Source organism: Streptomyces sp. 4F14, from assembly GCF_048159485.1.
GTDB lineage: Bacteria > Actinomycetota > Actinomycetes > Streptomycetales > Streptomycetaceae > Streptomyces.
Genome location: NZ_JBLRVY010000019.1, coordinates 1 through 15,390, shown reverse-complemented (window position 1 = coordinate 15,390; position 15,390 = coordinate 1). Strand labels below are relative to the sequence as shown.

The following is a 15,390-nucleotide window of genomic DNA, read 5'->3' as shown; positions in this document are numbered from 1 at the left end:
AGGCCTGCCTCCGCCCGCTCAAAGGAATCCCACAGATGCGTCCCGTTCGCCTGGAGCTCAACGGCTTCGCCGGCTTCCGCGCACCCACCGTGGTCGACTTCACCGACACCGACTACTTCGCCCTCGTCGGCCCCACCGGTTCGGGCAAGTCCACCCTCCTCGACGCGCTGACGTTCGCCCTGTACGGCTCGGCCTACCGATGGGGACGCAGCAACGCCATCGCCTACGCACTCGCCCCCACGAGCAACCGGTGCACCGTCTCGCTCACCTTCGACGTCGGCTCGCAGCGCTACCAGGTCGCCCGCGAGGTCCGCCGCACCGGCCAGCAGATCCAGCAGAAGTCCGTCAGCCTGGTGCAGTTCACCGACCCCACCGCCACCGAGGTCGAGGCAGACGGGCCGCAGCCGGAAGTACTGGCCGGGGACATCAAGGAACTCAACGCCGCCATCGAGCAGTTGCTCGGCCTGTCCTTCGACGACTTCTGCCAGTGCGTCGTCCTGCCCCAAGGCGAATTCGCCCGCTTCCTGTCCGCCAACGCCGGCGCACGGCAGCAGATCCTCCTCAAACTCCTCGGTGCCGCCCAGTACGAAGGCATCGGCAAACGCGCCGGCGCCCAGGCCGACAAGGCAGCCAACGAAGTCGAGATCCTGAGCGATCAGCTGAGCCGGCACGCCGACGCCACCCCCGAAGCCGAGGCCGCCGCCCAGGCGCGTGTCGAGGCGCTGGAGCAACTGGCCGTCACCGTCGACCAACTCGTGCCCCAGATCACCGAGGCACACGCCCGCGCACACGAGGCCGACGCCCGAGCCGACACGCTGCGCGGCGAGACCACGCTGTTGACCTCCCTCCGCACCCCCGACGGCATCGAAGAGCTGCAACGTCAGGCCACCCAGGCACAGACAGCGGCCCGGCAGGCCCGTGAGGCCGCCGACACGGCCGCTCAGACCCTCTCCGATGCCACCAAGGAGGCCCAGGCTGGCCCCCAGCGCACCGACCTGACCCGCACCCGCGACTGGTACACCGAGAAGGCGGCCCTGGTGGGGCGCCGCGACGGCGTCGTTGCCGATGCGGAGCGCGCTCAGGGGGAGGTGACGCAGCGCGAAGAACAGCTGAAGGTGTCGAAGGACGCCGTCGAAGAGGCACGCCACGTCGCCGAGGAGACCCGTGAGCGCCGCGACCACGCCCGGCAGACGCACGAGAAAGTTCAGCATCGCCGGCAACTGCTCGCTGGCGTCCGCACTCCGGACGGCGTCACCGACCTGACCAGCCGCGCGGCCGCCCATGCCGACGAGGTTGAAGCCGCCGCCGGGCAGCTGACCGCGGCCCGGGACGCGCACGAGCAGGCCTCCCGTGCACTGACCGCCGCTGGCGACGGCAGCCGCCTCACGGACGCGCGCCAGACCCTCGACCAACTCATCGACGTCATCGGCAAGCTCACCGACGCCACCGGCGAACGGGACGCCTGCGCCGAGACGACCAGCCGGACCGCGGAGGCGGTGGCCGGCGCACAGGCGCGCCTGAACACGGCCACGTCCACACTCGAGCAGGCTCAAGCCCTTGCCGGTGCCGCCCAGTTGCGCCCCCAGCTTCAGGTGGGCCACGACTGCCCGGTCTGCGAGCAGAACGTCACCACCCTCCCGCCGCCGCTGTCCGACCCCGCGCTGAGCGCAGCCAAGGAGGCGCAGGCGGCGGCCGCGAAAGAGCACCGTGACCTGCTGGCCCAACACGAAGACACCAAATCGAAGGCCGCCGACAAACAGCGAACCGTCGACCAACTCACCACCCAGCGCTCCCTGCTCGACACGAGGCTGGCCACGCTGCTGCCCGGCCGCCTCGCCGGCACCGACCGTGACTGCACCGCCGACCGCGCCCAACTCGACAAACTCACCGCATCCCGCGACCAGTTGACTGCTGATGAGCAGCAGGCCCGCGACGCGTTGCAGACGGCTCAAACCGCGCACGATTCCGCCACGGCGGCCGTGGCCGCGCTGCAGCGCGAACTCGACCAGGCCCGCAACGCCCTGCATTCGACGCTGGGCACGGTGGCCGCCCTCGATCCGCCGCCAGCCGACACCGACGACCTCACCACTAACTGGGCCGGCCTGGAGGCCTGGGCCCGCGCCCAGAGCACCACCGCAGAACGCGATCTCGAAGCCGCCGCAGCCGCAACCACCGACGCCGAAAAGGCTCACGCGGACGCGACCCTTGCGCGGGAGGAAGCCGACCGTGCGCAGGCCGACGCCCAGACCGCGCACACCGAAGCTGTCCGGGACGCCGCAACCGCCGACCTCGAAAAGACGAAGCTGATCGGCCGCCTGAGCGAACTCGATACGCTCCTGGACCAGGCGCCGCCGGAAGACGAACTGACGGCCCTGTTCGAGGAATGCGCCCGCCTCGAGGCGGCCGTGAAGACAGCCACCGCTGACGCCGGCGACACACGAAAGACAGCCAAGGCAGCGGCGGCCGAGCAGGCACAGTGGCAAGACCGCACCGCGAAAGCCCGATCCGTTTTGACCACCAGCCGGGATACGGTGGCGGCGCTGAATCCACCGAGCCTGGACACCGATGACCTCGACGCCGCTTGGGCCGCCCTGACCGGCTGGGCCTGCCGGTCGGTCAGCGACCGGCAGGCCGCCACCGCGCGCGCAGAATCCGACGCCCAGAGCGCCCACGCCGAAGCCGACCAGCTCCTGGCCCGCCTGGAGACACTCCTGCGCGACAACGACCTGGATCCCCACGACCTCGGCGGCACTCCAGGGCGGGCCGCACAGGCCCCGCGGATCGTCGCGGTCGCCGCCGAACGCGCCCGCGGCCAGGTCGAAACGATCCAACGCAGCCGTGCCGAAGCCGCCGTGATACAAGAAAGGATCGAGACCGCCCGCACCAAGCAACAGGTGGCCGCCGAACTGGCCCGGCTGATGCGGTCCAACAAGTTCCCCCAGTGGCTCGCCAACTCAGCCCTCGACACCTTGGTCGCCGGCGCCTCCCTGTCACTGCGCCAACTGTCAGGCGACCGCTTCGACCTCAGCCACCAAAAGGGCGAGTTCTACGTCATCGACCACTTCGACGCCGACTCCGCACGCTCGGTGCGCACCCTGTCCGGCGGCGAAACCTTCCAGGCCAGCCTGGCCCTCGCACTGGCCCTCTCCGACCAACTGGCCGGCCTGGGAGGCGCCACGAAACTGGAATCCATCTTCCTCGACGAGGGGTTCGGCACCCTCGACGCCGATTCGCTCCAGACCGTCGCCGACACCCTGGAAAACCTCGCGCAGGGAGAGCGGATGGTCGGAGTGATCACCCACGTCACCGCACTCGCCGAACAGATCCCGGTCCAGTTTCACGTCCAGCGCGACACCCGCACCTCCACCGTCACCCGGCAGGGCACATGACCATCGCAGCACAGGCATCCCGCATGCGGTTCCACGTCGACGGCTGGGACCCCACCTACGGCTCCAGCGTCGAAAACGCCGAACACGGCATCGCCGACTCCACCGCCAAGGTCACCCCCCACACCGAACTCGCGTCGGCCGACTGGAAACCCATCTCGCCCTCCCAGGTATCCGCACCAGGCGCGGTCCTGTTCGTCGACGGCGTCCGCCGCGTCGAAGCCCGCATCTGGATCGAACAGCCACCCTCCGCCGAACCGGCCACCAGCCCCGGCAACACCGTCAGGGACGCCCAGATGGCCCTGTGCGCCTCCTACGCGGCAGGCACCGTCTGCTGCTGCCCCGACCGCGGCGCACACCTGCTGAGCATCGACTACCGGCGCGGCCTGTTCACCACCGCCACCAACGCCGCCGACGTGCCCACCACCGCCGGCACCTACAGAGCCACCGTCACCCCTGACGACGAGGACCAGAATCTCGCCGTGCTCCTTTCCACGGCACTGCAACGCCAACTCACCGACCTCGAGGTCCTCGTCGCCACCCACGCCCGCACCGCCCTGACCGGCCACGGCATCCCCGAAGGCTCGGACCTCTTGGTCGTGGACGGCCCACTGCGCGGCCGCACCCACCTGCCGCGCGCCCTGGGATTCATCAAGTCCCACCGCACCGCCTACCTGCCACCCAACCTGCACGCCATGATCGCCACACTCGCCCCCGGCGAACGCAGCCCGGTGTTCTTGATGGGCACCTCCTGGGACCGCCACGCCTGGTACCTGCGGCTCCCGTGTACCCCCGGCGCCCCATGGGCCGGGATCGTGCGACTGGAATGTGCCGCCAACATCCCCGCAGCCGCAGCGATCGAGCTGGCCAACCTCTCCCAGGCCCTCCTGCCGCGATACGCCAGCATCGAGTACAAAGACACCCGGGCTCCGCAGAACCTGGTGCCGGTCGCCGGACTGGAGAGAGAACTACGCCGCCACCTGGGCAACCCCATCCTGCTCAGCCGCGCCCTACGCGTGGCATCGGTAAGCTGAACGCCCACACCCGCCCGCAACACCACCGAGCAGAACACCCCTGCAACACCCATGACCGCCTCACCAGCTCACGCCCCGGAGCGGCACCCCTCATGGCCACCACAGCCCTCGAACTGCGCCCCCACCAAAGGGAAGCCGTCTCGGCGACCACCCGCATCCTCGGCAATCACACCCGCGCGAGCGTGATCGCGGCCTGCGGCACCGGCAAGACCCTCATCGCCGCCCGCACCACCGCCCGCATCGCCCCACGCGGACAGGTGCTGGTGCTGCTGCCGACACTGGATCTGCTGTCCCAGACGATCCGCTCCTGGCGCCTGGCCGGCCGCAAGGGCACCACCATCGCCGTGTGCTCACAACGCCAGGCCCTCGACCATGAACCGCTCGGCGCCGACGTTCCCCTCACCACGAACCCCGCCGAACTGGCCGCCCTGGCAGCGCAGTTCAGTTCCGGTCCGGTCACCGTCTACGCCACCTACGCCTCCCTGCCCGCCGTCATCGCCGCCCACCGCGACCACCGCCTGCCCTCCTGGGACCTGGTGGTTGTCGACGAGGCCCACCGCACCGCGGGCCGCCTGGGCAAGGCCTGGGCAGCCGTCCACCACGACGACCAGGTCCCCGCCGCCCGCCGCCTCTACCTGACCGCCACCCCCCGCATCTGGGACCCCGAAGATGCCCCGGACGGCGACGGGACAGAGACAGTGGCCTCCATGGACGACGAGACCCTTTTCGGCCCCGTCGCCTACCACCTCAACCTCTCCGACGCCATCGATCTCGGGCTGCTCGCCGACTACCAGATCCTCGTCCCCGTCGTCACCGACACCGACCTGCGCGACTGGCTCGCCACCGGAGCCGGCGCGGGCGTCGACGGCCTGCACCTGGCCGGCCGCCAGGTCGCCGCCCTGCGCGCCATCCACGACCACAAACTGCGCCGCATCCTCACCTTCCATCACCGCGTCGCCGACGCCCGCGCCTTCGCCACCACCCTCACGGAGACGGCCGCCGCCCTTCCCGACCTCCTGCGCCCCCGGGGACTGTGGGCGGATTGGGTCAGCGGCAGCCACACCCCGCAGATCCGCCGCCGCCTCCTGCTCGAATTCACCTCCCACACCAGCCCCGACGCACCGGCCGTCCTGTCCAACGCCCGCGTGCTGGGGGAGGGCATCGACGTGCCCGACATCGACGCGGTGGTCTTCGTCGACCCCAAGAACAGCCCCGTTGACACCGTCCAGGCCGTCGGCCGCGCCCTGCGCCAGCACCCCGGCGCCGGCAAGAAGGCCACCCTCGTCGTCCCCGTCTACCTCACCCCCGACGAAGACCCCGACGACCTCCTCGGCGCCGACGCCTACACCCCGCTGTGGCGCACCATCCAGGCTCTGCGCGCCCACGACGACCGCCTCGACGCCCGGCTGTCCGACCCGCGCACCCACCGCCCCACCATGCCCCCCGAAGACCCCGAAGCCTGGCTGCATTTCGACCGCCCCACCCAGGCCGACGAGATCGCCCTCGCCCTGTCCCTGCGCGTTCTGGCCCCCAAGAGCGCCGAATGGCGCCGCGGCCTCGCCGCGGCCCGCCGCTTCCGCCACACCCACCACCACCTCGACGTCCCGCAGACCTACGAAGACCCCACCGGCTACCCCCTGGGACGCTGGCTGACCTGGCAACGCCACCTGCACACCAAGGGCACGCTCGACGCCGTACGTGTCCAGGCCCTCGAACGCCTCGGCATCATCTGGGACCCTCGCCAGCAGGCCTTCGACCGCGCACTGGCCCACGCTGCCGCCTACGCCGCCCGCTACGGCCACCTCGCCGCCCCCGTCGACGAGATCCACGACGGATTCGCCCTCGGCCGCTGGCTGGCCACCCAGCGCACCCGCGCCGAGACCCTCACCGCCCAGCGCGCCGCTGCCCTCACCGCCCTGGACCGGTGGTGGAACCCGCCCTGGCCGATCACCTGGCAACGCGCCTACCACGCCGCTCGCCAGAGCCTGGTAGACAACGACAGGGCCTCCCAGGCACAGGCATGGCTCGAAGCCCAGCGCGCGCGCTTCGACCGCCTGCAGCCTGAACAAAGAGGCCTGCTCAAGGAGTTGGGATCCGTCGAACTGCCCGACGCGCCCGCCGTACCGGCGGAGGGGAACCGCCTGCCGGCGCGCGAGCGCACCTTCCAGCGCGGGCTGGCCGCCGCCCGGGCGTTCCGCGAACGGGAAGGCCATCTCGACGTCCCCCAGCGGCATATCGAGGAGGTTGAAGGAGACTCGGTCCGTCTGGGGCAGTGGCTTAGCAACCTGCGCCGCCGCCGTACGGCGCTCAGCCCGAACAGACAGGAGGCGCTGGCCGAACTCGGCCTGTAGGCAGGCGAGCCCCCATCGACGGGGTCGGCTGAGCCAGCCGACAGAGCCGAGAGAGATTCAAGCCAATGGCCTGACTGCGCCCTGGCGGACCCGTACGGCATGCCCACACTGCACAGCAGGGAGGAATCCATCCCGGCCGGTGCAAGAGGGGGCAGAAATGGCGGCCAAACGCAAGGGCAAGGCGATGCGCAGACGACGCACCGCCCGGAACAAAGCAGCAGCAGGAGCGCTTGCCGCGCTGGTCCTGCTAGGCCTGCTGCGGCCGATGTTGTTGCTGTACCTCGGCGCCCTGCTTGCCGCTGCGGGAATCGGCTGGATGGTGTGGCGGCTGTGGCGAACCGACCGGCTGCTGCGCAACAAGGACGACGCCTGGAGGCGACAGGAACAGATCGCAGCGGGACAACGGACGCTGACTGCCATCGACGCGATGTCCGGCACCGAGTTCGAGGAAGTAGTCGCCGAGTTATGCCGCCGTGACGGCTGCACCCAGGTACGCCGAGTGGGCGGGAGCGGGGACAACGGAGCCGACGTGCTCGGCCAGCTGCCCGATGGCCGAAGCATGGTGATCCAGTGCAAGCGGTACGCACCCCACCGGACCATCGCCAGTCGCGAAGTGCGTGATCTCCTGGGAGCGAAGGTGCATTTCGCTGCGGATGTTGCCATCTTCGTCGCCACCACACGCTTCAGCCCCCAAGCCGAGGCGTTCGCGGTCGAGCACCACATCCTCACCCTGCACCGTGACTTCTTCGGCCTGTGGAACAAGGGGACACCGTTGCTGTCTCTGGCCGACGTCAACGGACGCGGGCAGGGAGAAGCCCGCCACCGAGCACGCTGGAAACAGACGTACTCCAAGTAACCAACCACAAGCCCCAGGTGGGCAGTCCGCTCGGATCGCGACAGGTGAGGGGAGCGACACAGGCCACCGGCCCCGCCCGGGCGGGGCACGGCAGCAGCCGACAGCCCATCAGCTGCGCCGGCACCGAGTCTGTAGCCGCCGCGCCCGCCGTCACTGCAGCTACTCGCTCAGCCCTTCCTGGTCGACGAAGCCGGGATGCTTCTCATCAGCGCTCTTGGCCAGGTGCAGCGGCGCAGGCAGATTGGTCCGCCCATCCCACATCGCCGCCTGCTCCGAGACCCGGGCAGCAAGACCGACCAACTGCTCCTCACGCCAGCCACCACAGTGGGCGACTACATACTCGGTGCGGGTCATGGCGTGGAACGGGGCGCCCATCTGGGCCAGTTGACCGCCGGGCAGGGTGCGGCGCGTGTACTGGGTGCCAGTGCGCTGGCCGCCCGCGTGCTGGCGGGACTGCCCGGAAAACAGCCAGGACACCACACCTTCGTGGTCGTGACGGTAGAGGATCTTCTCCGGCATGACCGGCTGCAGTGGGTTGGCCGGCAGCTTTCCCACGCCGCCGGTACGCCGGGACGGCTGGGGTGTGCCCTGCCCGTTGCCGACCCGGACGACCGCCACATCCCACCCCTGGGCGATCAGGCTCTGCCCGGGCACATGGCCGTCCCCGAGCCGGTCGTTGCACAGCCCGGGCCAGATCCGCTCCCGCTCCTCGGCGAACACGATGATCGGAAACTGGTTCCTGAGCGCGGCCAGCGCCCCGTCCACGTAGGTGCGCACGTTGTCCGGGCCCTCGTGGTCATCCCGCAGGTGATGACCTCTTTTGCCGATGGCCCCGGCATGGTGCAGGGCCCGGGCCTGGGCCAGGGGGAGCCAGCCCCGGTCGCTGTACATGAGGGTGGGCCAGTAGGCGTCCTCGCCGAGCGGGATGCGCATGGCGACCAGGGTGATGGCCAGCACGGCCGGTTTGCGGGGGCGGCCGGGGCGTTCGGCGAAGCGGTGGGAGCGGGTCCACAGCCCCACCGCGACGGCCTCCCGGTCCAGGGCGGTGTCCCGCGCGTTGCGGTGGAAGGCGGTGGCGGCCAGCCGGTTGTCGATGATCCCGGAGTCGGAGTGCAGGCTGCCGAGGCCGATCTGTACCGCGTGGTCGTCCTTGTAGGCGATGTCCGGCTCCGGCAGACCGGCGTTGCGGGCCTTGGCCCGCGCGACTTTCTCGGGTGTGTTCAGCCGGTAGGGATCGCCCGGATCGGAGTCCATGGTGATGAACTGCGAGGGGATGCCGCGCTCGGCGAAGAGCCCCTTGAGGGCGTGCTTGGCATCCGTCACCCCTGCCTCCTTCTCCTGCTCGCTGGGGTAGCGGGTTTCGCACAGGGCGGTGACCAAGGCCCGCCCGGCACCGGGCTTGAACCAGGGCAGGGTGTTGAGGATCAGGCCGCGGTCGTGGCTGCCGTGGCGCACCAGTTCGGGCAGCCGCACCGCGACGAGTTCGTAGCCGGGCGCCAGGGCCACCGGCTGCTCGTCGGGCAGATCGGCCAGCTCGGGCCGCGCGTAGTCGCGGGCCAGCTGCCCCATCACCCGCGTGTGCCACGCGGCCGACTCATACAGCACGACAGTGCGCACCGCATCGAGGCGGGCGGAGGCCATGGCGTCGGCCATCTTGCCGGCCGGCACGTAGGGCGGCAGACCCCCGACCGGCTTGCTGATCTTGATGGAGGTCCCCGTGTAGACGACGGGCTCCTGGCCCAGGACGCGTGCGGCGTGTTCCTCGAGCCGGGCGTGGAACATCGCCCCGGCGCCCTTGTCGATCGGGTGCTTGCCCGTGCGGTGCACCCCGCGCACCTCTGTCAGTTCGTCCAGGCCCGTCAGGGGCGGCTGGGGCAGCCGGCCGACGCCGCAGGCCTCGACGATCTGGGCCGCCGCCCCGCGGTAGGAGACGTCCTTGGGCTGCATGAACCCGTCCGGGCCCTTCTCCCACCGGGTGGTGATCGGGGCCTTGAGGATGATGTCCGGGTTGACGGGATGGCGCAGCAGGACGTTGCGGATGCCCTTGTAGTGGGTGGCGACGCGCGAGATCCGCGCCGACAGATGCGCGATCAGCATCTGTCCGCCGGGGGCGGGTTCGACCTCGATGTGGATGCGTTCCATGGCGTAGCCGGCGATGCGCCGGCGTTTGCCGCTCTCCTCGTCGATCCACGTCCGCTCGTGGACCAGCGGGGCCTGCCACGCCAGCAGGTCGCCCTCGCTGTCGAGGTGGAACCGCAGCGCGGGCAGGGTCTCGTCGAGGGGGAGAGGCTGGGCGGCCAGCATGCTCGCCAGCCGCCACCCGGCCACCCGAAACGCCCAGCGGGGACCGGTGATCCGCCCCAGGGTGTCGCGGTGCAGCAGCGAACTGAGCGGCTGGGGCCCGTCGTCGGACAGCTGCAGCAGGGCGGCGAGGGTGTCGCAGCCATCATGCCCGTCCAGCCGCGTCTCCCACTCCCGCATTAGGGTGCGCACCACGGCCTCGTCCAGCGGCCCGGGCGTGACGATCACGCTCCGCCCGGCCCAGCGGCCGGTCCTGGCGGGCCGGTCGGGGTTGGTGAACACCAGCCGCTCACCGGTCACGGCGCGCGCCGCCGTCTGCAGGGACGCGATCGGCTGCACGGCGTCCCTGCCCCGAGGCCGGGGCAGCCGCCGCCAGGACGGCGCGAACGCCTCGTCCTGCGGGTACACGTGCACGGTGCCCAGCAGCCGGTCATCCAGCGGGAAGGACAGGGTGAACAGGCGGCCGCGGTCGTCACTCACCATTCGCCCAACTCCTCATCCTCGATCTCATCTTCGATCTCGTTCGCGTATCCGCTGGGGGAGTGCACCGCCAGGCCCAGCAGGGCGTCGGTCATGGTGCTGCGGTAGACGGCATCGATCAGCGGCATGTGGGCCTCGTCCTGCCATTTCCCGCGCAGCTGCTTCAGAAGGGCGGGCAGCGTGGAGTCGGCGGCGGTGTGGGTGAAGGCGGCGTCCAGCAACCGCAGCCGCCCCGGGTCGCCGCCGCGGCGGGTGCGGCCGCCCAGCTGGATCAGCCGGGTCAGGATCTCCGCGACGACGGCGAGCTTGATGTCCTCGCCCAAGGTCTTGAAGTAGCCCTGGCCGCTGCGGATGTCGTCGAAGATCTGGCCCGCCGCGATCCGCAGCCGCTCCAGCTCTGCCGCAGGATTCGGACCGGGCCGCCGCCGACGGTAGGCGAGGGAGTTGACCAGGGACAGCAGCACCGGGGGATCTTCCATCACCGGGATGGGCCGGTTGACCAGGCAGGCCACATGCAGCAGGGAGCGCCCGTCATGGTCGACGATGTTCAGGCCGCGCTCGACCCGGGCCATGGGGGCGATCAGGTACCGGCACCGGCCGTGGCCCACGGCGTGGGGGAACTGCTCGAGCCGGTTGCTGGGGATGGGCACCCAGCCGGGCGGCATCCGCTCCAGCGCCGCCATCTCCTGCGGCCGCACCGCCACGCAGATCTCGGATGCCGCGACCCCTGCGTCAATCATGCCGCGGGCGAGCGCGGGGCCGGCGTTGTAGGCGGTCGGCGCGAGCAGCGCATACGCCCGGTGCACGGTGGCCGGATCGGCGGCCACCGTGTCGAGCTGCGCGGGAAGGTCCTTGCCGACACTGCGCCCCATGGCCGTGTAGGCGCGGTGACGGTTGGTTCCCTCGGTGCCGGACACCACGATGCCCGCCCCGTCGTCCTGGCCGGGCTGCAGCTCGACGGTGAGGCTTCCGTTGACGTCGTCCGGCACGTACCAGGCCGGCTCCGGCAGGAGGTGATGACGCGGCGCGTACGGCATGAACGCCGTGGCGGACATCCCGATCACCGCCCGGCGGGTGCCGGTATGGGCGAGCGCGGTCACCTCGCCAAGGTAGGCCAGGTGGGTGTGCGGATCCCCGACATAGGACTTCAGCCGCAGCGCTGTCTGGTGCCGGTCGGCCGGGTCGAACGTCTCGGAGAACGCGAACAGCGCACGCCCCAAAGGGCCGTAGGGGGCGGCCCGCCACGGCACGTGCGAAGCCAGCGCGTCCACCAGGCTGTTGCCGGCGGAGATCCCCGCTCCCTGCAGCGGCGCCGCGACCCCGACGATGCGGTGCAGGATGCTGGCCATCTCCTCCAGATACGCCCGCCGGGCCGCCAGCAGCGCCAGTGAGGACAGCCGCTTGTCGCCGCTCTCACCGGTGATCCCCGCAAAGGCTTCCCCGATGCGCTGCAAGGTGGCGTGGGTGAGCCGGTCCTGCCCGCCGGCCAGGTCCGTGACCGAGGACAGCAGCTCCCTCAGCCCGGCCAGCCCCTCGATCTCATCGGCAAACTCCAGCGGCCCCTCCCGCTTGTAGAGCTGGTTGACCGCCTGCATCTGCTGAGCGGTGGGCCGTTCACCCGCCTCCAGGTGGAAGATCCGGGAGGCGAACATGGCGTCCCAGCGCCGCGGGACAACCATGTTGCGCCGTTCCCGGTCGGGCTGGATGACACCGCCGACGAGGTGGGACACGTAGGACTCGGCCAGCCACATCAGATGGTTGATCAGCGGCCGCAGATGCTGTTCGAGGCTCATCGGCAGCCGGTGGCAGTGGCGCCGGAACTGGCTGTCGAGATCGCGTACCGGGGTGTGCTCCGCACCGTCCTGGGCCAGCAGCACCTGACGGGCCGCCCGGTCGAAGGCCTGCGCCTGCAGTGCATCGGCCTCGTCGATGATGACCAGATGGCTGCGGTGCAGCAGGAGCTGCTCGGTCGTCATGCGCCGCCCCGGGGCGGGCCGGCCCGCCACCGGCGCGTGGATGTGCCCGGTGAGGAAGTTCGCATGGTTGGTGACGAGGATGTCCGCCGAACCTGCGGCCCGGTGGTGGCGGAACTTCCCGCAGCCGCCGCGCCACGGGCAGGCCAGGGTCTTGTCCGCTGCGGGCCCGTTGGGCTTGAGCTGGTCGCACGGCTCCTGGCCTGGCGTCCAGGTATCCACCGCTTCGGAAGAGGTGGTGGCGTGCCCGGTCAGGGGGCAGCTGTAGGACATCTCCCGGTACACCCAGGTCCGGAAGTCCGCGTCGTCCTGAGGGTTGCCGGCCGTCTGCTCGGCCAGCTCCATCATGGAGGCGGGGGAGACGACCGGCGTGACCTGTGCGGAGATATCCAGGGCGGCCAGGTCCTGCTCCAGCCGGTACACCGTGGCCAGGACCTGCGCGCTCTGCGGAACGACCAGCGAGATCACTCGGCCCTGCTGGGCGCACCACACCGCGACGAGTTCACTCAGGACGTTCTTGCCCATGCCGGTGGGGGCGTGGAAGACCCGCAGCGGCCCTGCCTCAACGCGCAGGAACTCGCCCACCCTGGTGCCGTCACGGCCGCGGGCGTGCTGCTGGATGTCGGCGACCGCCTTGCGCCGGTAGTCCTGCCCGCGCAGCGCATCGAGCCGGCCCGCGATCTCGTCCAGGTCGGCGAAGGGAATCTCCACCTCGTCCGCGACCGGGGCCTCACCCAGTTCCTGCACCACGCTGGGAGCAGGGGCCCCTTGGTAGTCGAGGTCGTAGAAGACGTCCACCACCCGGCCCGACGGGCTGAGCGGATCCCTGATCCGCAGGTCGCTGACGTAGGAGCCGGGCGGCGCAGGCTTGGGCTGAGACTGCCCCTTGGCCGCGTTGTCCTCGAGCTCGTCCAGCACGGCATCGATGAGGGCTTCCTCGTCGCCTGAAGGGAGTATCAGCACCTGCTCCTCCCCGTCGCCTGGGGCGAACTCGACCGCCTCACCGCCCTCCAGGACCGCTGCCGTCTCCATGACAAACACCGCATGGGAGGCCAGCACCGCCGGCCGTTGCCGCAGCATCCGCGTGATCCGCACCTGATCGGCCAGAGCCAGCACAGGCCAGCCGTCCCACAGATGCATCTGCCCCGTGGCCAGGAAGTGCGCGTCAGCAAGATCCACCACACGCCGCCAGGCCGCCTGCTCCTGCGGCGCCCGGTTGGGGAACACCCGCGCGGCCAGCAGGATCGCCGCCCGCAGCGTCAGCGGCACGCTGACGGAGTACCTCGCGTTCTTCGGCGACGTCATGCCCCCACCCCCTTCAGCCGCTTCGTCACGGCCGCCTTGAAACGGCTGACCGTGAACACGCTGTAGCGCTGTCCGTCAGCAGTCCGCAGCGCATCGAGCCCGGACTGCAGCTGATGTACCTGGCTGCGCCGGTAGTTGGGGACGACCACCGTCTCCCCGGCAGGCGGCCGGTCGATGATCGTCTGTGGGTCCTGGTGGTCCTTGACGTCCACTCGCCAGCAGTGCCCGTCCGCGAGGTAGACGCCGATATCCCACTCGTCCAGGTTCTCCCAGCGCTCGACCCGCACCCCCTCCTGCTTCTCCAGCCACTGCATCAGGCCCACCTCACTCAGCCCGGGACAGGTGATGTACCGCCACACCCCCCAGTCCAGGCACAACACGCCCTCCGCTGGCTCCGCAGCCGTCACCAACCGGCCCCGCCCACCCGTCAGTACAGGCGGCTCATCGCGCTTGCCACCGTTCGCGACCAGACCGAACCGGCTCTGATGCGGCGGATACTCACACCGCAACTGCCCACCCCGCAGCACCATCGGATACCGGCACTGAGGACACGGCCACAACCACGACGACGCCCCCACCCACACCCGGTCCGAGGGAAGGGGCCAATACACGTCCATCCGCGCCGCGCCACGCCGTGAGTACTCCTCGACCAACGCCCGCTCGGCCCCGTACGGCACCTCGGTCAGCATCGTCCGCGCCGCCACATAGCCGGCCTGTCCGCCGGAGCGGATATGCCGAAAGGCAGCCCGCTCCGTCTGCTCAGCCGTCTGTCGAACCCACGCCGGAAGCCACGTCCCACCGAGATCGAAGTACCCGTCGTCCCCATACAGGGCCTCCAGATAATTCATCCCCGCCTCGTGAGCCTCCTCCGTCAGCTCACCGTTGTCCGTCAGGACAACCAAATCCCCCATCGCAGAAGGCAGTTCGTCCCACGCCAAAGGAACCCACTCCCGCAGGCGCACCGGCAGCAAGTCGGTCATCTCGGCAGGCGTCGAAGGACCGGCCCCCACCGGCAGACTCGACAAGAGCACCCCATGCATACGCGACAGCTCCCGCCACGCACGAGGCTCCTCAACCCGGTTGATCCACGCTGCACCGGCTCGCAGAGCAGCGGTAATGATCCTCCGAGCGACAACATGTTGGCTTTCAGGCACAGCTCATCACCCCTCCACGCCCCACCAGCGGTATTCGGGGCCATTCCAGACGGGCCAACAACTCCCGGAACCTACACGCCGGGTCTGACAACGTCCTCGAAAAGCAACGAAGATGGGCCCCGCGACAGCGGGGCACCACAAGAAACAGGACATGTCGGCAGGCATGCTGCGGGGGCCACCAGGCCCCGCCTCACTCCGTCTTGTTGGCCCGTCAGGGCCAAAGCCCTGGGGGAGGGGAGGGGAACCGGATAAATGTCTAACAAACCCTTACGACATCACGGCGCCGTAGGCGCCGACACGTGCCCAATCCCTGCCCGGCAGGGCAGGGAACCTCAACCCACTCCGAACCCCACTGTCATGCCGTCAGGCATGACACCTTCAGAGCACATGACAGCGGGGCCGCCAGGCCCCGCCTCGTTTGTCTGTTGGCCCGTCAGGGCCAGCCCAGTCAACACACAGTCATGCCGTCAGGCATGACGACGCGTCACCTTACGGACCGTCAGGTCCGTAGTTGGCCGACAGGCCAACTCAAGAGCCGACAGGCTCTCCG

General features: G+C 70.2%; 7 protein-coding genes. 4 read left to right on the top strand and 3 right to left on the bottom strand.

Annotation, left to right across the window (positions count from 1 at the left end; all coding sequences use genetic code 11):
• Positions 1-35: 35 nt before the first annotated feature.
• The 4 genes from ACLZOT_RS29330 to ACLZOT_RS29315 all read left to right on the top strand — a co-directional run bounded on the left by ACLZOT_RS29330 (position 36) and on the right by ACLZOT_RS29315 (position 7,627).
• Positions 36-3,389 carry an AAA family ATPase gene (locus tag ACLZOT_RS29330; RefSeq protein WP_416972126.1) on the top strand — a complete coding sequence of 1,118 codons (3,354 nt, stop codon included), beginning with the start codon at positions 36-38 and terminating at the stop codon, positions 3,387-3,389.
• The gene (locus ACLZOT_RS29325; RefSeq protein ID WP_416972125.1) at positions 3,386-4,420 is read left to right on the top strand and encodes a hypothetical protein; all 1,035 of its coding nucleotides are present in this window, start codon (positions 3,386-3,388) and stop codon (positions 4,418-4,420) included. Before ACLZOT_RS29330 ends, ACLZOT_RS29325 begins: the two co-directional genes overlap by 4 nt.
• A gap of 92 nt (positions 4,421-4,512) precedes the next feature.
• On the top strand, positions 4,513-6,771 hold the full coding sequence (locus ACLZOT_RS29320) for a Helicase associated domain protein (protein WP_416972124.1): 2,259 nt from the start codon (positions 4,513-4,515) through the stop codon (positions 6,769-6,771).
• Between the two features lie 157 nt (positions 6,772-6,928).
• A complete protein-coding gene (locus ACLZOT_RS29315) occupies positions 6,929-7,627 on the top strand; it encodes a restriction endonuclease (protein ID WP_416972123.1) in 699 nt (232 codons plus the stop codon).
• Positions 7,628-7,786: 159 nt separating this feature from the next.
• On the opposite strand, the gene ACLZOT_RS29310 is transcribed toward ACLZOT_RS29315, so the two are convergent.
• Genes ACLZOT_RS29310 through ACLZOT_RS29300 form a run of 3 tightly spaced genes read right to left on the bottom strand, consistent with a single transcriptional unit; the run spans position 7,787 to position 14,840 of the window.
• Positions 7,787-10,411, bottom strand: a complete 2,625-nt coding sequence (locus ACLZOT_RS29310; protein WP_416972122.1) for an RNaseH domain-containing protein — start codon at positions 10,409-10,411, stop codon at positions 7,787-7,789.
• Entirely contained in the window at positions 10,405-13,650 is a 3,246-nt protein-coding gene (locus tag ACLZOT_RS29305; RefSeq protein ID WP_416972121.1) for a hypothetical protein, read from the bottom strand. The genes ACLZOT_RS29310 and ACLZOT_RS29305 overlap by 7 nt, the downstream gene beginning before the upstream one ends.
• A 32-nt stretch (positions 13,651-13,682) precedes the next feature.
• On the bottom strand, positions 13,683-14,840 hold the full coding sequence (locus ACLZOT_RS29300) for a hypothetical protein (RefSeq protein WP_416972120.1): 1,158 nt from the start codon (positions 14,838-14,840) through the stop codon (positions 13,683-13,685).
• Positions 14,841-15,390: the final 550 nt, after the last annotated feature.